The following is a 21,185-nucleotide window of genomic DNA, read 5'->3' as shown; positions in this document are numbered from 1 at the left end:
GACGTCAGGTTAGGAGACGGCGGCCCGGCTCAGGACGCCGACGTCGTCTCGCGCTTCTCGCGGATCTTGGCGGCCTTCCCGCGCAGCTCCCGGAGGTAGTAGAGCTTCGCGCGGCGGACGTCACCGCGGGTGACGACCTCGATGTGGTCGATGTTCGGGGTGTGCACCGGGAAGGTGCGCTCGACCCCGACGCCGAAGGAAACCTTACGGACGGTGAACGTCTCGCGGAGACCACCACCGTGCCGCCGGATCACGACGCCCTGGAAGACCTGTACACGAGAGCGTGAACCCTCGATGACCTTGACGTGCACCTTGACGGTGTCACCCGGGCGGAAGTCCGGGATGTCGGAGCGCAGCGAGCGCGCGTCGAGCTCGTCCAGGGCGTTCATGGTAGGTCGTCCTCGCCTGTCTCGGGCCGGCTCCGGGCACGCGCGCCACCGTCACGGAGAACGGCGGGCGGCCCGGGGCGACCGGATGGGTGTCGTCCCTGTCACGGGGGACCGCTCCGGGGAGCGGCCCGCGGCCCGTGGCAACTCCCCCAGTCTGCCAGATGCTCCCCCGACGACCGGGAGCCGGGCCTACGTCCCGGGGACCTCGTACCCGGCGGCCGCCAGCACCTCGCGGTCGCGGCGGTCGAAGGCGTCCGCGCCCAGGCGGTCCAGCAGGTCCGGCCGCACCGCGGCGGTGCGCTCCAGCGAACGGTCCCGCCGCCACCGCGCGACCGCCCCGTGGTCCCCCGAGCGCAGCACGGCCGGCACGTCCAGGTCCCGCCACGACTCCGGCCGCGTGTAGGCGGGCGCCTCGAGCAGCCCGTCGGAGAACGAGTCGAGCTCGGCCGACGCCGGGTTGCCCAGCACCCCGGGGACGAGCCGCGACACCGCCTCCACGGCCACCAGCGCAGCGACCTCGCCCCCCGCCAGCACGTAGTCGCCGAGCGAGAACTCCTCGACGGGGCCGTGACGCGCCGCGTCCACCGCCACCCGCCCGTCGATGCCCTCGTAGCGGCCGCAGGCGATCGTGAGGCGGGCCCGACCCGCCCAGTCGGCGACCCGACGCTGGGTCAGCGGGGCCCCGGCGGGCGTCGGGACCAGCAGCACCCCGGGCTCGTCGGGGACCTCGGCCCGCACCGCGTCGAGCGCCTCCCCCCACACCGTCGGCGTCATGACCATCCCCGGCCCGCCGCCGTACGGGGAGTCGTCCACGGCCTGGTGCACCCCGGTGGCCCAGGCCCGCAGGTCGTGCACGCGCAGGTCGATCAGCCCCGCGCGCCGGGCCCGCCCCACGATCGCGTCGTCGAGCGGCGCGAGATAGTCCGGGAAGATCGTGACGACGTCGATGCGCACGGACGCCGATCCTGCCGGTCGGTGCGCGAGGGGGTGGACGGCGGTGTTCTGGACGACGGGTCTGGCCGGGCAGCTCGGGGTGGTGGTGCCCCTGGCGATCGCGCTCGTGCTCTCCACGGCCGTCGGGATCGAGCGGGAGCTGGCCGCCAAGAGCGCCGGCCTGCGCACGCACGCCCTGGTCGGCGTCGGCTCCGCGGCCTTCATGCTCGTCTCGAAGTACGGGTTCGACGACCTGCTCGGCCTGGAGCACATCTCCCTGGACCCCTCGCGCGTGGCGGCACAGATCGTCTCCGGCATCGGGTTCATCGGCGGCGGCCTGATCTTCGTGCGCCGCGACGCGGTGCGCGGGCTGACCACGGCGGCGACGGTGTGGGGCGTGGCGGCCGTCGGGATGGCGTGCGGCGCCGGCCTCCCCCTGCTCGGCCTCGCGGGCGTGGCCGCCCACTACCTCGTCACCCGGGGGTTCCGGCCGCTGGCCCGGGTCCTGGCCCGCTCGTCGTCCGCGCCCCGCCCCGTGCACGTCATCTACGCCGACAAGCAGGGCGTCCTGCGCCAGGTCCTGACCAGCGCCACGGAGCGCGGCTTCGCGGTCGCGGGCATGACGGTGGATCGCGAGGGCACGGACGACGGGACCGCCGCGGTGACCCTCTCCCTCCTCGGGCGCATCCCGCTGCACCCGCTGACCAGCGAGCTCGCGGAGATCCCCGGGGTCCGCGGCGTCCGGCTCCCCGAGGAGGAGGAACCCGCGGACTGATCCGGCGGATCGCGGAGGGCGAGGCCCGAGGATCACTCCGGGTCGAGCAGGCCCTCCGGCGGGTCGAGGACGACCCGGCCGCCGGCGACGTCCACCGTCGGGACGATCGCGCGGACGAAGGGGACCAGCAGCTCGGACCCAGGACGGTCGACCACGAGCAGGTCGCCCCCGGCGCCGTGGTCGACGGCGGTCACGGTCCCGACGACGGTGCCGTCCGCCAGCTCGACGCGCAGGCCCTCGAGCTGGTGGTCGTGGAACTCGTCGGGGTCGTCCGGGGCGGCCTCGGACGGCGGGGCGGACAGCGTGGCCCGCCGCAGCGCCTCGGCGGCGTCCCGGTCGCCGACCTCCTCGGCCGCCACCAGCAGCCGTCCGGAGTGCCAGCGCGCGGCCCGGATCGTGAGCGACCCGCCGTCGGGAAGACGCAGGACCGACCCGGCTGCGAACCGCGCCTCGACCTCGTCGGTGGAGGGCTCGACGACGAGCTCGCCGCGCAGGCCGTGCACCTTGACGACCCGTCCGACCACGCGCAGGTCGGACGGGTCGGGCCCCGGGCTCACGTCAGCGGTCGGTGTCGACGACGTCGACGCGGACGCCGCGTCCGCCGACCCCGCTGATGACGGTGCGCAGAGAGGTGGCCGTACGGCCGCCACGGCCGATGACCTTGCCCAGGTCGTCGGGGTGTACGCGCACCTCGAGAGTGCGGCCGCGGCGGTTGGTGACGAGGTCGACCGAGACCTCGTCGGGGTGCGTGACGATGCCCCGCACCAGGTGCTCGAGAGCCTCGGCGAGATCACTCACCGGGCACTCACTCGGCCGCGTTGTTGCTGACCTTGGCCAGCTCCTCGTTGAAGCGGGCCTGCTTGTCGACCTTCTCCGGCCGCGTCTTCAGGCGGCTCTCGGTGTGCGGGAGCCCCTTGAACTTCTGCCAGTCGCCGGTCACCTTCAGCAGCGTGTGCACCGGCTCGGTCGGCTGCGCGCCGACACCCAGCCAGTACTGCGCGCGCTCCGAGTCGATCTTGATCGTGCTCGGGTTGTCCTTCGGGTGGTACTCGCCGATCGTCTCGATGACACGCCCGTCACGACGGTTACGGGCGTCGGCGATGACCACGCGGTAGTGGGGCTCGCGGATCTTGCCCATGCGGGCGAGCTTGATCTTGACGGCCACGGGTCCGGTGTACTCCTCGTTCGCGGTACTGCTCGAGTGCTCGACGTCCCCGCGCGGCGTGGGGTGCCGCGCGTGCGCCGGAGGTCCGACGGTCACGGCCCAGGGAGAGGGTGGCCGTGACGCAACTCCCCGATTGTGCCAGACCCCTTCATGACGGCGGGTCGGTGGGCTCGGCGGCCTCGGGAGACCTCAGGCGTCCAGCGCCGCGCGCACCGCCCGGGCGTTCTCCACCGCCTCCGGGGTGTCCCCGTGCAGACACAGCGAGTCCGCCCGGACGTCGAGCTCGGTCCCGTCGACGGCGACGATCACGCCGTCGCGGGCGAGGCGGAGCGCCCGCTCGACGACGGCGTCGGTGTCCGGCAGCAGCGCGCCGGGCTCGGACCGCGGGACCAGGGTGCCCTCGGGGGTGTAGCCGCGGTCGGCGAAGGCCTCCGCGATGGTCGCCAGCCCGGCGTCGGCCGCGAACTCGAGCAGCTTCCCGCCCGGCAGCGCCATGACCGGCAGGTCGCCGGCCGCCCGGGCGGCGTCGACGACCGCCCGCGCCTGCGTCTCGTGGTGGACGACGGTGTTGTAGAGCGCGCCGTGCGGCTTCACGTACTCGACGGTCCCGAACGCCCGCAGCGCACCGATCTGGTAGAGGATCTCCGCCGTCAGGGTCTCCGGGTCGACGTCGAGGAACCGTCGCCCGAAGCCGGCGAGGTCCCGGTACGAGACCTGCGCGCCGATCCGCACCCCGCGCTCGGTCGCCCGCGCGCACACCCGCCGCATCGTCGGTGCGTCGCCCGCGTGGAACCCGCAGGCGACGTTCGCCGAGGTCACGACCTCCAGCAGCGCGTCGTCGTCGGTGAGCGGCCACTGGCCGAAGCCCTCGGCCAGGTCGGCGTTGAGGTCCAGCACTAGAGGGCCCTCCCCCGGCGCAGCACCGCGACGGGCCGGCGCAGCGCGCTCGTGTCGGTGCGCGGGTCCTCCGGCACGACGACGACGTCGGCGGGTGCCCCGGCCTCGAGGCCCGGTCGCCCCAGCCACGCCCGGGCGGCACTCGACGCGGCGGCCAGCGCCCGCTCCGTCCCCAGCCCCACCTCGCCGAGGGCCGCGATCTCGTCGACGATGCGCCCGTGCCGGATGCCGCCGCCGGCGTCGGTCCCCGCGTAGACCGGGATGCCCGCGTCGATCGCCGCCGCGACCGTCTGCCGCGACCGCGCGTACAGCTCCCGCATGTGGGCTCCGTAGGCCGGGAACTTCTCGCCCGCCGCGTCGGCGAACGACGGGAAGTTCTCCACGTTGATCAGCGTCGGCACGAGCGCGGTGCCGTGCTCGACCATCAGCGCGATGGTGTCGTCGGTCAGCCCGGTGCCGTGCTCGATGCAGTCGATGCCCGCACCGATGAGGCCGGGCAGGGCGTGCTCACCGAAGACGTGGGCGGTGACCCGGGCGCCGTGCGCGTGCGCGGCGTCCATCGCCGCGCGCAGCACGTCGTCGGGCCACAGCGGCGTCAGGTCGCCCGCGTCCCGGTCGATCCAGTCCCCGACGAGCTTCACCCACGGGTTCCGCGCGGCCTGCTCGGCGACCAGGCGGGGCAGGTCCTCGGGCTCGTCGGCGTCGATCGGCAGCCCGCGGATGTAGCGCTTCGGCCGGGCGAGGTGACGGCCGGCGCGGACGATCTCGGGCATCGCCGGGTCGTCGTCGAGCGGCCGGGTGTCGATCGGCGCCCCGCAGTCGCGCAGGAGCAGCGCGCCGGAGGCCGCGTCGGTGTGGCCCTGGGTCCGCGCCTCCTCGAGCTCCACCGGGCCGTCCGGGCCGATCCCGACGTGGCAGTGCGCGTCGACCAGTCCGGGCAGGATCCAGCCGTCGACGCGGTCGGCGTCCGCGACCGGCTCGGTGCTGACCAGGCCGTCCGCGGTGACGTACAGGTCGCGCGGCTCGTCGTCGCCGCTGCCGTCGAGGACCGGTCCGTGGAGGTGGAGGGGCACGCGCGCGAGCCTAGGAGACGCCACCCTCGAACACCGGGATGCGCGCTACCGTCGCGCGGTGCATCCGGTGGCCGGGGTGATCGCGACGGCGCTCGAGGCGCAGGCGCCGCCCGACCTCGCCGTCGCGCGGGCGGTGCCGGTCCACTTCCCGGGCGGCTTCGTCCGCACGCCCGACGTGCTGGTCGCCCGGGCAGCCCGGGAGTCCTACGCACCGGGCGACGTCCTCCTCGCCGTCGAGGTCGAACCGACCGCCGACGACCGCGCGAGCTCCCCCGCGGTCTACGGCCGGCACGGCGTCCCGCACGTCTGGCGCGTCACCGCGGAGCCGCCGACGATCCGGGTGTTCGCGCTCCGCGACGGCGTCCACCAGCAGGTCGCGGCCTCCGCGCACGTCATCGCGCACGCCCCGTTCCGGTTGACGGTCGACGTGACGTCGCGATGAGCACCCCCGACGACGTCCACCGGCTCGCTCGCGCGATGCCGCACGTGACCGCGCTGACCGGCCCGAAGGGCAACACGATCTACCAGGTCGGCGGGAAGTCGTTCGTCTTCTTCCGCACACCGCAGCCGGACGCCCGGTTCGACGACGTGATCATGTTCTGGGTGCCCTCGGAGGAGGACAAGCTCGCGCTGCTGGCCACGGAACCGTTCTTCACCACGCCCCGCTTCGACGGGCACCCCAGCGTGCTGCTGCGGGGCAGTCGCCTCGGCGAGGTCGGGCTGGACGAGCTCACCGAGATCGTCCAGGACGCGTGGCTCGCCCGCGCCTCCACCCGGCGTCGGGAACGGTGGCTGGCCGAGCAGGACGGGGCCTGACGCCCTACTTGCGGCGCTTCTTCTTGTTGCCCTTCGGCCCGCCGCCCCCGCCGGACTTGGTGCCCGGGAAGGTGAGGGCCGAGGGGTCGAAGTCGGCCGGCAGGTCGCTCATCCCGGCGAGACCGGGCGGGAGCTGGTTGAGCCCCGGGGTCTCGTAGGAGCCGACCGCCCGCTGGCCGCCGCTCTCGGCCGCGATGCCCGCGATCGCCGGCATCTGCTTCGGACCGCGCTGGGGCTTGCCTCCGCCGCCGCGGCGCGCCTTGCGGGTGGCACCCCGACCCGCCGAGCCGGGCAGCCCGAACTGGCCCGCCATCTTCGTCATCATCTTCTTGGCGTCGAAGAAGCGGTCGACCAGCTGGTTGACGTCGGTGACGCCCACCCCGGAGCCGTTCGCGATCCGCAGCCGGCGCGACCCGTTGATCATCTTCGGGTCGGCCCGCTCCGCGGGGGTCATGCCGCGGATGATCGCCTGGATGCGGTCGAGCTGCTTCTCGTCGACCTGTCCGAGCTGCTCCTTCATGTTCGCCGCGCCCGGCAGCATGCCGAGGATGTTGGCGATCGGGCCCATCTTGCGGACGGCCTGCATCTGCTCCAGGAAGTCCTCGAGGGTGAACTCGCCCTCGGACATCTTCTGGGCGGCCTTCTCGGCCTGCCCCGCCTCGAACGCCGACTCCGCCTGCTCGATGAGCGAGAGGACGTCGCCCATGCCGAGGATGCGCGAGGCCATCCGGTCGGGGTGGAAGACGTCGAACTCGTCGAGCCCCTCGCCGTTGGAGGCGAAGAGGATCGGCTGGCCGGTGACCTCGCGGACCGACAGCGCGGCACCACCGCGGGCGTCGCCGTCGAGCTTCGTCAGGACCACCCCGGAGAACCCGACCCCGTCGCGGAAGGCCTCGGCGGTGTTCACGGCGTCCTGGCCGACCATCGCGTCGAGCACGAAGAGGGTCTCGTCGGGCGTGACCGCGTCGCGGATGTCCGCGGCCTGACGCATCAGCTCCTCGTCGACGCCGAGCCGGCCGGCGGTGTCGACGACGAGGACGTCGTACTGGCGGGCCTTCGCGTCGGCGACGGCGCGGCGGGCCACGTCGACCGGGTCGCCGACGCCGTTGCCGGGCTCCGGGGCGAAGACCTCGACGCCGGCGCGCCCACCGACGATCTGCAGCTGGTTCACCGCGTTCGGACGCTGCAGGTCGCAGGCCGCGAGCAGCGGGGTGTGGCCCTGCCCCTTGAGCCAGCGGGCGAGCTTGCCCGCGAGGGTCGTCTTCCCGGACCCCTGCAGGCCGGCGAGCATGATGACCGTCGGCGGGTTCTTCGCCAGGCGCAGGCGTCGCGTCTCGCCGCCGAGGATGCCGACGAGCTCCTCGTTGACGATCTTGACGACCTGCTGGGCCGGGTTGAGCGCCTCGGAGACCTCCGCGCCCTTGGCGCGCTCCTTGACCTGCTTGACGAAGCCGCGGACCACCGGGAGCGCGACATCGGCCTCGAGCAGCGCGATGCGGATCTCGCGGCACGTGGTGTCGATGTCGGTCTCGGAGAGCCGGCCCTTGCCGCGGAGGTCCTGCAGGACCGTTGTCAGGCGATCGGAGAGGCTGTCGAACACGGCGGGCGTACTCCCGGGGTCTGGCTGGTCGGACCGGCCCGACGGACGTGCTCGGACGGCCCCCGACGAACCTCCAGCCTAACCGGGAGCCGACCGACGCTCAGGAACGGACCTGCTCGACGAGGTCGGCCGCGCGCCGCGCCCCGCCGGCTGCGGCCAGCTCGTCCGCCGCAGCCCGGCTCCGCGTGCGGACGGCGTCGGTGTCGAGCGTCGCGGCGGCCCCGCGCAGCGCCTCCACCGTCACCGCCGCCCGGTCGACCGTGACCCCGATCCCGGCGGCCTCCAGCATCTCCGCGTTCCCGAACTGGTCGACCGCCTGCGGGATCGCGATCATCGGCGTGGCCGTCGCGAGGCCCTCCGAGCAGCCGCCCATGCCGGCGTGCGTGACGAACAGCGACGTGCGCCGCAACACCGCCAGCTGCGGGATCCACGCGTGCGCGGTCACGCCGTCGGGCAGCTCCCCCAGGTCCGCCGGGTCGATGCGCCGGCCGATCGCGAGCACGGTCCGCCGGCCCGCGAACGCCTCGGCGACGGTGCGCCAGAAGGCCGGATCGGCGGTGTAGGCCGACCCGAGCGACACCAGCACGTCGACGTCGTCGTCCCAGTCGCCCTGGTGCTCGCGGGCGTCCAGACACGGTCCGACGAACGTGTAGCGGTCCGGGTCGACCTTGTCCGCGTGCGGTTGGAGCTGGCGTGGGATCAGCACGATCGAGGAGTCCGGGATCCCCATGAAGGTCTCCGGGGCGAGGTCGACGCCCTCCGCGGCGAGCCAGTCCGCGAAGTCCGCGCGGAACGCCGCGCCCTCCGGGGTCTCGAGGAGGCCGGCCATGCCGGTGGCGTGCTCGAAGCCCTCCCACGCCACCATCGCGGGCGAGAGCTGCACGCACGGCACGCCCCAGCGCCGGCCCAGCACCCGCGCGGCGTAGCCGCCGATGTCGGCCAGGAACACGTCCGGCCGGTCGTTCTCGAGAGCGGCCTCCAGCTGCGGGGTCACGTGCCGCCCCTCGTCGAGGAAGAGCTGCATCCCGACGACGGGGTCCTCCGGCCAGGCCTCGTCGCGGGTCTCGTCGGGCAGCACGGACGTGTGCAGCAGGGGGGTCGCCCCGGAGGACGCGACGAGCTCGGCAAACGGCCCCGACACCGCGTACCGCACGCGATGGCCGCGTGCGACGAGTTCGGCGATGACGGGCAGGTTCGGGTTGATGTGGCCGTGCGCGCCGGCCCCGACCATGACGATGTGCACGGCGAGCGACCGTGCCAGCCCGGGCCGCCCGGTTCGACCGGTTTTCGCCGGCCCCGTCGAGTGCGACATGGCGCAGGGTCCGGGGCGGCCGGAGCTGCATGACGTCGCACTCGCGGGTCAGCCGACGTGGAGCAGGCCGTCCAGCATCGTGCGCAGCTGCGCCAGGCGCAGCGTCGTGACCTCGGCCTCCACCTGCGAGAGCTCGTCGACGTCAGTGAAGCCAGGACGATTGCGCAGGAATCCGCTCGTGGGGTCGCCGTAGGGGTCGTGACTCACCGACGGTGGCGGCGGACGAGTGCGGCGATGGCTTCCTCCTCGGAGATGTCGTCCGCGGCGAACGCCTCCAGGACCCGCATGCCCTCCTCGCTCGGCTCCAGGCCCTCCGCCCGCACCGAGGCGACCGCCTCCTCCACCGCCAGCCATCGCGGGACCTGCGGCCGGCGCGGGACCCCCCGCAGCTCGTCGTACTGCTCGATCGACATCAGCACCGCCTCCGCCCGACGATGCGAGCCGACGAAGACCGGCCCCTCCTCGCGCGCGGCCCGGATGGCCTCCGCCAGGCCGGCCCGGAACTCCCGCACGCTCAGGACCTCGGCTCGCTCCATACCGCCAGCGTACACCGACGTGTACACGCACGGGGGCCCGCAGTCCAGGTCTCGACCCTGGTCGTCACCTTGTCGCGGTCTCCCGCGCCCCCGCCCACCACTTGTCGCTGTGAATCCCCGCGACAGGGCGACCAAGCGACCGCGGCTCCCCGCGACAACACGGTCCGGCGCACGCGCCGTCAGGCCGGGGACGGCTCCGGGGCGGTCGCCGCGAGGACCACTGCCTCGATGGCCCGACGACGGGTCGGGTCGAGCGGGACGACCTGTCCGGTGCCCGGGCTGTCGTGCTCGCCCTCCTCGCCCTCCGGCGAGGCCTCCAGGCAGAACGCGTCGATCACGGACGAGCCGAGCGTCGACACCCGGGCCCACCGCACGTCGACCGCCTGGGCCTCGAGCGCCGCGGCGACCCGGTGCAGCAGGCCGATCCGGTCCGCGGTGCGGAGCTCGAGCACGACCGCCCCGGTCGCCTCGTCGTCGAACCACAGCACGCGCGTGGCGGCGGCCCCGACGGGTCCGGACCTCGGCGAGTAGTCGCGCTCCTTGGCCGCGAGGCGCCCGGGCAGGTCGAGCGAGCCGTTGAGGACGCGCACGAGGTCCTCGCGCAGCAGCGACGCCTCGGGCAACCGGCCGAACCGCGGCGAGACGGTGAAGCTGTCGACCGCCACGCCGTCGTGCTCGACCAGGACCGCCGCGTGGACCTGCAGCGAGTGCAGGGCCAGCACGCCGGCCGCGCGGCTGAGCAGGCCCGGCCGGTCGGGTGCGGCCACCGTCATCGTGACGGTCGTGAGCTCCTCGGACGCGTCCACCGACACCTCCGGCCGCCCGCTCGCGGCGACCGACCGGGCGAGCGCGAGGCGGTCGTCGGACAGCGGCTCGGGCCCCGGCATCCCGCCGCCGGCCATCACCTGGCGGCAGCGGCGGACCAGGTCGCCGAGCAGGGTCGCGCGCCAGGACGTCCAGACCCCGGGGCCGGTGCCGAGCGCGTCGGCCTCGGCCAGCGCGTGGAGCAGCTCGAGCAGCACGGGGTCGCCGTCGAGCGTGTCGACCACGCGCTGGACGGTGGCCGGGTCCTCGGGGTCGCGGCGCTGTGCGGTGTGCGGCAGGAGCAGGTGGTGGCGGACCATCGCCGCGAGGAGCTCGACGTCGGCGGGCCAGAGGCCCAGCCGGCGCCCGAGGTGGCGAGCGAGCTCCGCCCCGACCACCGAGTGGTCCTCGTCGCGGCCCTTGCCGATGTCGTGGACCAGGGCGCCGATCAGCAGCAGGTCCGGGCGCGAGACGCGGGTGGTCAGCTCGGAGGCCCGGCGGGTGACTTCGACGAGGTGGCGGTCGACGGTCCAGACGTGCTGGCGGTCGCGCGGCGGGAGGTCCCGGACCGCGCCCCACTCCGGGAACAGCCGTCCCCACAGGCCGGTGCGGTCCAGCGCCTCGATGACGTCGACCATGCCGTCGCCGGCGCCGAGCAGGGCGAGCAGCTCCTCGCGGGCGGTCCGGGGCCAGGGCTCGCGCAGCTCGGGCGCGGCGTCGGCGAGGCGGCGCAGGGTGCCCGCGGCGATCGGCAGGCCGGTCCGGGCGGCGGTGGCGGCCAGGCGCAGGACCAGGGCCGGGTCGCGGCTGACCTGGGCCTCGCGGGCGAGCACGACCTCGCCGGCCTGCTCGACGACGCCCTCGTCGAGCGGGCGGCGAGCAGGGGTCCGCCGCAGGGCCGCGAGCCCGCGGCGTGGGAGGGCCGCCCACGCCGAGCGGAGCGCGACGTCGGTCGCGTAGACGACGGTGCGTGCGGCTCCGGAGAGCGAGCGGGCGAGGTCGTAGCGGTCGGTGACGCCGAGGTCGGGGACCCCGGCGAGCTCGTGGGCGTCCTCGGCCTGGAGGACGTCGCGGGCCCGGCCGGCCCGACGGTGGAGCTCGGTGCGCAGGTCGAGCATGAGACTGCGGGCCGCACGGACGTCGACCGCGGGACGGTCGACCAGCTGGGCGGCGGCGAGGGCGTCCAGGAGCTGGATGTCACGCAGCCCGCCACGGCCGTTCTTCAGGTCGGGCTCGACGCGGTGGGCGACCTCGCCGGAGCGCTGCCACCGGGCCCGGGTGGTGTCGACGAGCTCGTCGAAGCGACCGCGGATGCCGGCCCGCCAGGCCTGGCGGGCCGAGGACGACAGCCGTTCGGCGAGCTCGGCGTCGCCGGCGATCAGCCGGACCTCGAGCAGCCCGAGCGCGACCCGCAGGTCCTCGGTCGCGACGCCGACGGCCTCGCCGACGGTCCGCACGGAGTGGTCCAGCCCGATCCCGGCGTCCCAGAGCGGGTACCAGAGGGCGTCCGCGAGGCGGGCGACCTCGGCGGGGGTCTGACCGCGGCCGCGGCCGGTGCCGTCGTGGACCAGGACCAGGTCGAGGTCGGACCACGGGGCGAGTTCGCGGCGCCCGAGCGCCCCGACGGCCACGAGCGCGGTGCCGTTCCCGATGCCGATCGCGGCGGCGCGGGAGGCGAGCCAGAAGTCGTGCAGTTCGACGAGCGCCTCGCGCAGGGCGGCCGGTCCGAGTCGGCGGGCGCCCGGCGGCGGCGAGAGCAGCGCGGTCCGGGCGCGGACCAGGTCGACCGCCGCGCCCTCGTCGGACTCCCCGGAGACCCGGAGGGACGGGTCCGCGCCCTCGGCGCCGTCCCCGGTCCGGCCCGACCCGACTGCGACCATGCCCGTCCTCTCCACCCCACGGTGAACGGTCGTCCGGTGGCCGTCTGCCACCCGGATCGTCGACGCGGCGACACCGGGCCCGGCCCGTCCCCGGGAGGGGACGAGGCGGACCCGGTGCCGGACGTCGGGTCGGCGAGCTAGAGGGCGTCGGCCCCGCGCTCGCCGGTGCGCACGCGCACCACGGTCTCGATCGGGGTCACCCAGACCTTGCCGTCACCGATCTTGCCGGTACGGGCGGTCTCGGCGATCGCGTCGAGGACCTTCTCCGCGGTCGAGTCGTCGGTCACGACCTCGATGCGGACCTTGGGGACGAAGTCCACCGAGTACTCCGCGCCGCGGTAGACCTCGGTGTGGCCCTTCTGCCGGCCGTAGCCCTGGACCTCACTGACGGTCATGCCCAGCACGCCCAGCTGCTCGAGCGCGCCCTTCACGTCCTCCAGGACGAACGGCTTGATGATCGCCGTCACCATCTTCACGGGTCAGCCCTCCTGACCGGCCGAGGCCGGCACCTTCGACGTCGCGGCGTCGAGAATCGAACTGTGGCCACCGCTGCTGCGCAGCCCGGAGTAGTCGTAGCTGCTCTCCGCGTGCTGCGACTCGTCGATGCCCGTCGATTCGTCCTCGTCGCTCACACGGAACCCGATCGTCACCTTGATGACCAGGGCGATGATGGCCGTGACGACGAAGGAGTAGACGAGGACGGCGAGGGCGGCGACGACCTGGATGCCCAGCTGCCCGAACCCGCCGCCGTAGAACAGGCCGTCCGCGCTGGCCTCGTTCAGCGAGGTGGTGCCGAAGAAGCCGATCAGGATCGTGCCGATCAGACCACCGACGAGGTGGACCGCGACGACGTCGAGCGAGTCGTCGAAGCCGAGGCGGAACTTCAGCGAGACGCAGAGCGCGCAGACCGCACCGGCGATGACGCCGATCGCGAGACCGCCGATCGGGTTGACGAAGGCACAGGCCGGGGTGATCGCGACGAGGCCGGCGACGGCACCCGAGGCGGCACCGAGCGTGGTCGGCTTGCCGTCGCGGAGCTGCTCGACGACCAACCAGCCGATGACGGCGGCGGCGGTCGCCAGCGTCGTCGTCGTGAAGGCGATCGCGGCGTTCTGGTTGGCGCCCAGCGCGGAGCCGGCGTTGAAGCCGTACCAGCCGAACCACAGCAGGCTGGCGCCGAGGAGCACGAAGGGCAGCGAGTGCGGGCGGCCCGGGTCACGGGGCCAGCCGCGGCGCTTGCCGAGCACGATCGCGAGGGCGAGGCCCGCCGCACCGGCGTTGATGTGGACCGCGGTCCCACCGGCGAAGTCCAGGGCGCCGAGCGTGTTGGCGATCCAGCCACCGGTCTCGGCGGTGGTGCCGTCAAAGGCGAACACCCAGTGCGCGACGGGGAAGTACACGATCGTCGACCAGAGGACGACGAAGATGCCCCAGCTCCAGAACTTGGTCCGCTCCGGCACGGCGCCCGAGATCAGGGCGGGCGTGATGATCGCGAACATCAGCTGGAACATCGCGAACGCGAGGATCGGGATCTTGTCGGGGTCGGTGCCGATCGGGTCGGTCGGCAGGCCGCCCAGGCCCACGTACTCGAAGCCGCCGAGCAGGCCGCCGCCGAGGTCGTTGCCGAACGCCAGCGAGAAGCCGTACAGGCACCACAGCACCGACACGATCGCCAGGCACATGAAGTTCATCATGAGCATGTTCAGGACGCTCTTCGAGCGGACCATGCCGCCGTAGAAGAACGCGAGCCCTGGGGTCATGAGCATCACCAGCGCGGCGCTGACGAGCACCCACGCGGTACTTCCGGCATTCAACACGGTCGTTCGTCCCTCCTGCGGTCCACCGTCTTCGAGGCGGTCACTGGGGGAGAAGGATGCTGAGAACGTGTTTCAAGCAGCGTCTGCCGGTGTTTCTCGGCAGTTAACAGCCCACCGAATCATGTGACCATCACGTTGCCGAACCGGACATCGGCGCTCTGCGTGGCCTCGATCACCTTCTCGTGGTGACTCTCGGCCACACGGTGACGCTCGTTCGTGACGGTGCGTGTCACCCGGATGGTCGTGCGGGTCGACTCTCCGCCGAGAGGGACACCAGGCACCTCGACAGGCCGCGGACGGTGCCTCACGTACCTCTCGGCGACGGTGTCAGCGCAGCAGGGCGTCCACGAACGCGCCGGGCTCGAAGGGCGCGAGGTCGTCCGGGCCCTCCCCGAGGCCGACGAGCTTGACCGGCACCCCGAGCTCGCGCTGCACCTGGAACACGATGCCGCCCTTCGCGGTGCCGTCGAGCTTCGTCAGCACGACGCCCGTCACGTCGACGACCTCGCCGAACACGCGGGCCTGCGTCAGCCCGTTCTGCCCGGTCGTCGCGTCCAGGACGAGCAGCACCTCGTCCACCTCGGCCTGCCGGGCGACGACGCGCTTGACCTTGCCGAGCTCGTCCATCAGGCCGGTCTTGGTGTGCAGGCGGCCGGCGGTGTCGAGCAGGACCGCGTCGACCCCCGACTCGGCGCCGCGCTTGACCGCGTCGAAGGCGACGCTGGCCGGGTCGGCACCCTCCGGACCGCGCACGACCCGCGCGCCCGCCCGCTCGCCCCAGGTCTGCAGCTGCTCGGCGGCGGCCGCGCGGAACGTGTCGGCGGCGCCCAGCACGATGTCGTGCCCGCCGCCGACCAGCACGCGCGCGAGCTTGCCCGTCGTCGTGGTCTTGCCGGTGCCGTTGACCCCGACGACGAGGACGACGGCCGGGCGTCCGTCGTGGGAGAGCGCCCGCACCGAGCGCTCCATGTCCGGGCCCAGCGCCTCGACGAGGACCTCGTGGAGCAGCTCGCGGACCTGCTCCGAGGTGCGCACCCCCCGCGACGCGATCCGCTCCCTCAGCTTCCCGACGACCTCCTGGGTGGTCGCCGAGCCCAGGTCCGCCATGAGCAGCTGGTCCTCGACCTCCTCCCACGAGTCCTCGTCGAGGTCGCCCGCACCGAGCAGGCCGAGGAGTCCCGTGCCGAGCGTCGACCGGCTGCGCCCGAGCCGCCCGCGCAGCCGCTCCAGCCGGCCCTCGGGCGGCGCGATCGGCTCGGTCGGCCCGGCGGGGGCCGTCGCGGCGGGCGCGGCGTCGACGGTCGACGGCTCGGCCGGGGCGGGCTCCGCGGCCGGGGCTTCCACCGGCGCGGCCGGCGGCCGCTCGATGGTCGGCTCGGTGGTCGGCGCCGATGCGGCCGGGGCCTCGGTCGTCGACGGCTCGGCGGTCGGCTGGGTGGTCGGCGCCGGCGGGGCCTCGGTGCTCGACGGCTCGGCGGGGGCCGGCTCGGCGGCGGGGGCCTCGACGGACGGCTCGACGGACGGCTCGGCCGTCGGCGCCGACGGGCGGTCGGTGGTGGGCGTCGGCTCGGCGGGCGGCCGCTCCGTGGCCGGCGCGGTCGTGGCCGGCGGCTCGGTCGTCGGCGCGGATGCGGACGGGGCCTCGGTGGTCGACGGCTCGGCCGGGGCGGGCTCGGCGGACCGAGTCTCGATCGTCGGCGAGGTCGGCCCGACCTCGGGCCGGTCCTTCGTCGCCGCACCGCTGCCCGCGGAGAACGAGAACCCCCCACCGGCGGCGTAGGTGCCCTTGGACGGCTTCGGGGCCTCGGCCTCCTGCTCGGCCTCCTCGCGCAGCGAGATGCGGCGTCGTCGGGCGATCAGCAGCCCCACGATCAGGACGAGCAGGAGCACCACCACGACGACCGCGACGATGATCCCCGTCAGCACCCCCGGGGAGAGCCCGGCGGCGGGGGCCTGGGCGAGCAGGTCCCGGGTCGAGGAGTCGAGGGAGGTCAGCGGCGAACTCACGGCTCCATCCTGTCAGCCACGCGGTCCGGCCGAAGGCGCCACCGGGCGCGGACGACGGGTGTCAGCCCAGGAGCGCGAGGAGCGCGACGACCCCGACACCGAGCAGCGCCAGCAGCAGCACCAGGCCCGCGAGGAGCGCGACGACCCCGCGCGTCGCCTGCGGCACCGGACCGAGCGTGCCGGGGCCGGGCAGGACGGGGGCCCGGTAGTACACGTCGACGGTGTGTCCGGCGGCCACCGGCACGGCCTCCACGACCCGTCCCCACCCGTCCCCGCGGTCGACGGCGATCTCGAGGCGGTGGCGGCCCGGTGGCAGGGCGATGTCGGTGCGGCCCCAGGGCAGGCTGAGCGGCAGGTCGTCGACGAGCACCTGCACCGTGCTCTGCGCGAGGTACGGCGCGAGCGAGCTGTGCGAGGCGTCGACGACCAGGTGGCCGACGACCGGAACCGGCGCGGAGGACGGCCGTCGCGGGCAGCGTGCGGGGGCCGAGCGCTCGAGGTGCACGTAGCGCCCGGGCTGGAGCACCGTCATGATCCACCCTCCCCCGGGGAACCGACGTCCCCTGCCCGACGACCTGACCGTAAGCCCGGTGATCGCTTCGCGGCATTCCCCGGGCGCGTCGTTCGTCGGTCACCGACGTGTGACGAAACGATCACACACTGCGATCATATCGCGACACAGCGTCACGACACGGGCGAGGGGTCCGCACCGGCGAGTGGACCTGGCGCATCGGCGCCCCGGAGCCGCTGGGAGACGACCGCCGTGATGCCGTCCCCGCGCATGCTCACGCCGTACAGCGCGTCGGCGATCTCCATGGTCGGCTTCTGGTGGGTGATGATCACCAACTGCGAGGAGCGCCGCAGGTCGTCGAGCAACGAGATCAACCGGCGGAGGTTCGCGTCGTCGAGGGCCGCCTCGACCTCGTCCATGACGTAGAACGGCGACGGGCGGGCCCTGAAGATCGCCACCAGCATGGCGACCGCCGTCAGCGACTTCTCCCCGCCGGAGAGCAGCGAGAGCCGCTTCACCTTCTTCCCGGGCGGGCGGGCCTCGACCTCCACCCCGGTGTTGAGCAGGTCGTCGGGCTCGGTGAGCACGAGGCGCCCGTCGCCGCCCGGGAAGAGCACCGGGAAGACGACCTCGAACTCCCGCGCGACGTCGGCGAACGCCTCGGCGAACACGTCGAGGATCCGCTGGTCGACGTCGGCGACCACGGAGAGCAGGTCGCGCTTGGACGCCTTCACGTCCTCGAGCTGGGTCGACAGGAACCGGTAGCGCTCCTCGAGGGCCGCGTACTCCTCGAGGGCGAGCGGGTTGACCTTCCCGAGCGTGCCCAGCTCCTTCTCGGCCCGGGCGGCCCGCCGCTGCTGCTCGGCGCGGTCGTAGGGCATCGGCGGCGGCATCGACACCTGCTCGCCGCGTTCCCGGGCCGCCGTCACCTCCGCGACCTCGGCCTCGCTCGGGGGGATGCCCGCCTCGGGGCCGTACTCGCGCACGAGGTCCTCGAGGCCCATGCCGAACCGTTCCGCGATCGACTCCTCGAGCTGCGCCAGCCGGGTCCGCTGCTCGGCGCGCAGCACCTCGTCGCGGTGCACCGCGTCGGTGAGCCGCTCCAGGGTCTGCTGCAGGGAGCGCATGCGTTCCCGCGCACCGTCCAGCTCGGCCGACCGCGCCTGCCGCGCCGCGGCGAGCCGGTCCCGCGCCTCGGCCGCCGCCGCGACGGACGCGGCGATCCGCTCCAGTCCGTCCCGGCCGTGCTCGAGGATCTCCACCAGCAGCCCGGCCTGCCGTTCCCGTTCCCGACGGCGGGTGGCGGCGCGTTCGCGCTGCTCGCGTTCGGCCCGCGCCCGGTGCCGCAGGGCGTCGGCGCGGCCGGTCACCGCCCGGGCGCGCTCCTCGGCGGTCCGCAGGGTCAGCCGCCCCTCGACCTCCGCGGCCCGCGCCGCGTTCAGGGCCGCGGCGGCCGCGTCGCGGGCGGCGGCGTCCCCGCCGTCGGAGTCGTCCGTGGCGTCCGACTCGGCCTGGTCGGTCGCCATCGCCAGGCGCTCGGTGAGGTCGTCCAGCTCCGCGCGACGGTCGTCCCGCGCGGCCTCCACGGTCGCCCGTCGCTCGGTGAGCCGCGTGAGCTCCGCCTCCGCGCCGCGCACCGTCTCGGCGAGCCGCCCGAGGCGACGGGCGTGCTCGGCGCGCCGGGCCTCGTCCTGCGCGCGCCGGGCGTCGGCGTCCCTGCGGCGCTCGGAGTCGGCCCGGCGGGCGTCGTCGCGGACCTGCCGGGCGACCCCGACCTCGGCCCGTGCGGCCGACTCGGCCTGCTTCGCGGCGTCGTGGGCCGCTGCCGTGCTGCGCTCGGCGCGCTCGGCCCCGGCCAGCCGGTCCCCCGCCTCGTCGGCCGCGGACTGCATCTCCAGGATCGAGCGGTTGCCCGAGGGCCCGCCGGCCGCCCAGGCGCCGCCGAGGACGTCGCCGCCCCGGGTCGCCGCCTGCAGCTCCGGGTGGGCCGCGAGCACTGCCCGCGCCGCGGCGAGGTCGTCCACCACCACGACCCCGGCGAGCAGGCGCCCCACCGCCGCGGCCACCGTGTCGGGCGCCTGCACCAGGTCGGCGGCCCACACGGCGCCGTCGGGCGCCGGCCCCGCGGGCGCGTCGCCGCCGGAGCCGGCCACCACCAGCCCGGCCCGCCCCGCGTCGCTCGCGTGCAGGTGCTCGAGCGCGTCGGCCGCCGCCCCGATCCCTGTAACCACGACGGCGTCCGCCGCCGGCCCCAACGCCGCGGTGACCGCGGCCTCGTCGCCCGCCCCGACCCGCAGCAGCGCCGCGACCGACCCCAGCACCCCGTCGCGCCCCCCGGCCAGCAGCTCGCCGGCGCCGTCGCGGCGCGTGAGCGTCAGCTCGAGGGCCTCCACCCGGGCCTTCCAGTGCGCGCGGTCCCGTTCGGCGTCCCGGTGGGCCGCCGCCGCGCGGTCGACCTCCGCCCGGACCTGCTCGTGGCGCTCGGTCGCGGCGTCGAAGGCGGCCTCCGGGTCGGGGGCGTCCTCGGGCACCGCCCCGTCCGGGCCCTCCGGGGCCTCCGCGGCCGGCTCCCGGTCGGGGGCGGCCGCCTCCTCCTCCGCCAGCTCGGCCCGGGCGGCGGCGGCGCGCGCCGTGGTCTCCCCGACGGAGCCGGCGAGGGTCTCCAGCTCCTCCACCGCCGCCGCGACCCGCCCGCGCTGCGTCTCCACCTGGCCGGCGAGCCGGGCGAGCCCCTCGCGCCGGTCGGCCGCCGCCCGGGAGGCCGCCGCGACCCTGCGGTCGGCCGACTCCAGCGCCTCCTCGGCGTCCTCCCGGCGGACCGCGGCGTCCTCCAGGGTCTCCCGCGCGAGGGCGACCTCCTCGGTCAGCGTGGCCTCGTTCTCCGCGGCCGCGTCCGCCTGGCGCTCCAGCTCGTCCGGGTCCGGCCCCGCGACGTGCTCCTCGGCGGCGGTGACGTGTCGGTGCCGCTCGGCGGCGAGCGCGACCGTGCCGCGCAGGCGCTCGGCCAGCGAGGACAGCCGGTGGTGCGCATCGCGCGCGCCCTCGTAGGCGGGGGCGTCGGCGTCCAGCGCGGCCTCGAGCTCCGCGGTGGTCTCCGACTCCGCCGCGAGCGCCCGCTCGGTCTCGTCACGCCGCCGCCGGGCCTGGTCCTCGTCGGCGGCGTCGCGGGCGATCGTGCCGCGCAGCGTCACCAGGTCGTCCGCGGCGAGCCGCAACCGGGCGTCGCGCAGGTCGGCCTGGATGGTCTGGGCCCGCCGCGCGATCTCGGCCTGCCGGCCCAGGGGCTTGAGCTGGCGGCGCAGCTCGGAGGTGAGGTCGCCCAGGCGGGCCAGGTTGGCCTCCATCGCCTCGAGCTTGCGCAGCGCCTTCTCCTTGCGCTTGCGGTGCTTGAGGACCCCGGCCGCCTCCTCGATGAAGGCGCGCCGCTCCTCGGGGCGCGACTGCAGGATCGTGTCGAGCTGACCCTGCCCGACGAGCACGTGCAGTTCGCGCCCGATCCCGGAGTCGGAGAGCAGCTCCTGGACGTCGAGCAGGCGGCAGGAGCTGCCGTTGATCTCGTACTCGCCGGCGCCCGACCGGAAGACCCGCCGCGTGATCGACACCTCGGTGTAGGAGATCGGCAGGGCGCCGTCGGTGTTGTCGATCGTGAGCGTCACCTCGGCGCGCCCCAGCGGCGCCCGCCCGGACGTGCCGGCGAAGATGACGTCCTCCATCTTCCCGCCGCGCAGCGCCTTCGCGCCCTGCTCGCCGAGGACCCAGCTGATCGCGTCGACGACGTTGGACTTGCCGGAGCCGTTCGGCCCCACCACGCACGTGATGCCGGGTTCGAATCGCAGGGTGGTCGAGGACGCGAAGGACTTGAAGCCCTTGAGCGTCAGGCTCTTCAGGTGCACGCGCCGACCCCCTCCTCGACCTGCCCGGCAAGCTACGCGACCTCCCCGACAGCCTCCCGCAGCACCGTCGCGACCTCGTCGGCGCCGTCTCCGAGCGCGCCCGAGCGGCCGATCACCGACACCGCGGCCACCACCTGCCCCTCGGACCACACCGGCACCGCCACCGCGACGGCGTCGGGCACCAGCCGTCCGCTGCGCCCGGTCTCGCGCCCCGTCTCCCGGACCCGCTCCAGGTCCGCCAGCAGCGCCAGTCCGGACGCCGGGTCATCCGGTCGGGCGGCCCGCACCACCGCCTGCCGGGCGGCCGCCGACAGGTGCGCCACGAGCACGCGCCCCGCCGCCGTCTCGACCAGCGGGCGTCGGATCCGGGAGGACAGGGCGTAGTCGAACGCCTCGTCGGCGCCCGCCCAGTCCACCCACACCGCGTCGTCGCCCACCCGCACCGCCAGCTGCACCGGCAGCCCGAGGCGCTCGGCGAGCCCGGCCAGCACCCCGTGCCGCACCGGCACCACCGGCCGCCCGGCGCGCACCGAGAGCACCGACGGGGCGGGCCCCAGGCTGTAGTGCCGACCGTCCTCGTCGAGGTAGCCGACGGCGACGAGCCCGTCGACGAGCTTCTGCACCGAGGACACGGGCGCGTCGACCGCCCGCGCCAGCTCCGTCAGGGAGGCCCCGGGCCGGGCCACGGCGGCCTCGAGCAGCTCCGCCACCCGGTCGACCGTCCGGTGGTGCCGATTACCCATATGCGTAACCATATCTCACATTGCGGAGAATTAC

The 21,185-nt window shown here is 74.9% G+C and carries 20 protein-coding genes and 1 pseudogene; 3 read left to right on the top strand and 18 right to left on the bottom strand.

Annotated elements, in window-relative coordinates; genetic code table 11:
* Positions 1 to 29: 29 nt before the first annotated feature.
* Positions 30 to 389, bottom strand: a complete 360-nt coding sequence (gene rplS / locus QRT03_RS08430) for a 50S ribosomal protein L19 (protein ID WP_018334825.1) — start codon at positions 387 to 389, stop codon at positions 30 to 32.
* Between the two features lie 189 nt (positions 390 to 578).
* The gene (trmD, locus tag QRT03_RS08425; protein ID WP_286052207.1) at positions 579 to 1,343 is read right to left on the bottom strand and encodes a tRNA (guanosine(37)-N1)-methyltransferase TrmD; all 765 of its coding nucleotides are present in this window, start codon (positions 1,341 to 1,343) and stop codon (positions 579 to 581) included.
* Between the two features lie 43 nt (positions 1,344 to 1,386).
* Between trmD and QRT03_RS08420 the strand changes: the two genes are divergently transcribed.
* Positions 1,387 to 2,097, top strand: a complete 711-nt coding sequence (locus QRT03_RS08420) for an MgtC/SapB family protein (RefSeq protein WP_286052206.1) — start codon at positions 1,387 to 1,389, stop codon at positions 2,095 to 2,097.
* A 32-nt stretch (positions 2,098 to 2,129) separates the two neighbouring features.
* Here the strand turns inward: QRT03_RS08420 and rimM are convergent, their stop codons facing one another.
* The 5 genes and pseudogenes from rimM to QRT03_RS08395 form a co-directional block, all read right to left on the bottom strand.
* Positions 2,130 to 2,654, bottom strand: a complete 525-nt coding sequence (gene rimM / locus QRT03_RS08415; RefSeq protein WP_286052204.1) for a ribosome maturation factor RimM — start codon at positions 2,652 to 2,654, stop codon at positions 2,130 to 2,132.
* A 1-nt stretch (position 2,655) separates the two neighbouring features.
* Positions 2,656 to 2,895: an RNA-binding protein gene (locus tag QRT03_RS08410; protein WP_286052203.1), complete on the bottom strand. Its 240-nt coding sequence runs from the start codon at positions 2,893 to 2,895 to the stop codon at positions 2,656 to 2,658.
* Between the two features lie 22 nt (positions 2,896 to 2,917).
* Positions 2,918 to 3,262, bottom strand: a pseudogene (gene rpsP / locus QRT03_RS08405) (30S ribosomal protein S16); the annotation flags it as partial.
* A 189-nt stretch (positions 3,263 to 3,451) separates the two neighbouring features.
* Positions 3,452 to 4,159, bottom strand: a complete 708-nt coding sequence (locus tag QRT03_RS08400) for a 5-oxoprolinase subunit PxpA (protein ID WP_286052202.1) — start codon at positions 4,157 to 4,159, stop codon at positions 3,452 to 3,454.
* Positions 4,159 to 5,232 carry an amidohydrolase family protein gene (locus QRT03_RS08395; protein ID WP_286052201.1) on the bottom strand — a complete coding sequence of 358 codons (1,074 nt, stop codon included), beginning with the start codon at positions 5,230 to 5,232 and terminating at the stop codon, positions 4,159 to 4,161. The genes QRT03_RS08400 and QRT03_RS08395 overlap by 1 nt, the downstream gene beginning before the upstream one ends.
* Before the next feature lie 58 nt (positions 5,233 to 5,290).
* Between QRT03_RS08395 and QRT03_RS08390 the strand changes: the two genes are divergently transcribed.
* On the top strand, positions 5,291 to 5,674 hold the full coding sequence (locus QRT03_RS08390) for a Uma2 family endonuclease (protein ID WP_286052200.1): 384 nt from the start codon (positions 5,291 to 5,293) through the stop codon (positions 5,672 to 5,674).
* On the top strand, positions 5,671 to 6,048 hold the full coding sequence (locus QRT03_RS08385) for an MmcQ/YjbR family DNA-binding protein (protein WP_286052199.1): 378 nt from the start codon (positions 5,671 to 5,673) through the stop codon (positions 6,046 to 6,048). Before QRT03_RS08390 ends, QRT03_RS08385 begins: the two co-directional genes overlap by 4 nt.
* Before the next feature lie 4 nt (positions 6,049 to 6,052).
* Here the strand turns inward: QRT03_RS08385 and ffh are convergent, their stop codons facing one another.
* The 11 genes from ffh to QRT03_RS08330 form a co-directional block, all read right to left on the bottom strand.
* Positions 6,053 to 7,648 carry a signal recognition particle protein gene (gene ffh / locus QRT03_RS08380; protein ID WP_286052198.1) on the bottom strand — a complete coding sequence of 532 codons (1,596 nt, stop codon included), beginning with the start codon at positions 7,646 to 7,648 and terminating at the stop codon, positions 6,053 to 6,055.
* Positions 7,649 to 7,748: 100 nt separating this feature from the next.
* Positions 7,749 to 8,960 (bottom strand): macrolide family glycosyltransferase, encoded by a 1,212-nt coding sequence (locus tag QRT03_RS08375; protein ID WP_425604804.1) that lies wholly within the window; start codon positions 8,958 to 8,960, stop codon positions 7,749 to 7,751.
* A 48-nt stretch (positions 8,961 to 9,008) separates the two neighbouring features.
* Complete coding sequence (locus tag QRT03_RS08370) at positions 9,009 to 9,167, bottom strand: hypothetical protein (RefSeq protein WP_286052196.1); 159 nt, start codon at positions 9,165 to 9,167, stop codon at positions 9,009 to 9,011.
* Complete coding sequence (locus QRT03_RS08365) at positions 9,164 to 9,496, bottom strand: type II toxin-antitoxin system prevent-host-death family antitoxin (protein WP_286052195.1); 333 nt, start codon at positions 9,494 to 9,496, stop codon at positions 9,164 to 9,166. The genes QRT03_RS08370 and QRT03_RS08365 overlap by 4 nt, the downstream gene beginning before the upstream one ends.
* A gap of 179 nt (positions 9,497 to 9,675) precedes the next feature.
* The gene (locus tag QRT03_RS08360) at positions 9,676 to 12,180 is read right to left on the bottom strand and encodes a [protein-PII] uridylyltransferase (RefSeq protein ID WP_286052194.1); all 2,505 of its coding nucleotides are present in this window, start codon (positions 12,178 to 12,180) and stop codon (positions 9,676 to 9,678) included.
* A 137-nt stretch (positions 12,181 to 12,317) separates the two neighbouring features.
* Complete coding sequence (locus QRT03_RS08355) at positions 12,318 to 12,656, bottom strand: P-II family nitrogen regulator (protein ID WP_179794233.1); 339 nt, start codon at positions 12,654 to 12,656, stop codon at positions 12,318 to 12,320.
* 3 nt (positions 12,657 to 12,659) lie between these two features.
* Positions 12,660 to 13,997, bottom strand: coding sequence for an ammonium transporter (locus QRT03_RS08350; RefSeq protein ID WP_286052192.1), 1,338 nt, complete (start codon positions 13,995 to 13,997; stop codon positions 12,660 to 12,662).
* 327 nt (positions 13,998 to 14,324) lie between these two features.
* Positions 14,325 to 16,004: a signal recognition particle-docking protein FtsY gene (gene ftsY / locus QRT03_RS08345; RefSeq protein WP_425604803.1), complete on the bottom strand. Its 1,680-nt coding sequence runs from the start codon at positions 16,002 to 16,004 to the stop codon at positions 14,325 to 14,327.
* A gap of 61 nt (positions 16,005 to 16,065) precedes the next feature.
* Positions 16,066 to 16,536, bottom strand: a complete 471-nt coding sequence (locus tag QRT03_RS08340; protein WP_286052191.1) for a hypothetical protein — start codon at positions 16,534 to 16,536, stop codon at positions 16,066 to 16,068.
* A 152-nt stretch (positions 16,537 to 16,688) separates the two neighbouring features.
* Entirely contained in the window at positions 16,689 to 20,408 is a 3,720-nt protein-coding gene (smc, locus tag QRT03_RS08335) for a chromosome segregation protein SMC (protein WP_286052190.1), read from the bottom strand.
* A 32-nt stretch (positions 20,409 to 20,440) separates the two neighbouring features.
* Entirely contained in the window at positions 20,441 to 21,151 is a 711-nt protein-coding gene (locus tag QRT03_RS08330) for an IclR family transcriptional regulator (protein ID WP_286052189.1), read from the bottom strand.
* Positions 21,152 to 21,185: the final 34 nt, after the last annotated feature.

The sequence above is a fragment of the Actinomycetospora termitidis genome, from assembly GCF_030286555.1.
GTDB classification, from domain to species: domain Bacteria; phylum Actinomycetota; class Actinomycetes; order Mycobacteriales; family Pseudonocardiaceae; genus Actinomycetospora; species Actinomycetospora termitidis.
The sequence above is the reverse complement of the archived record's forward strand: the minus strand, read 5'-3'. Positions and strand labels throughout refer to the sequence as shown.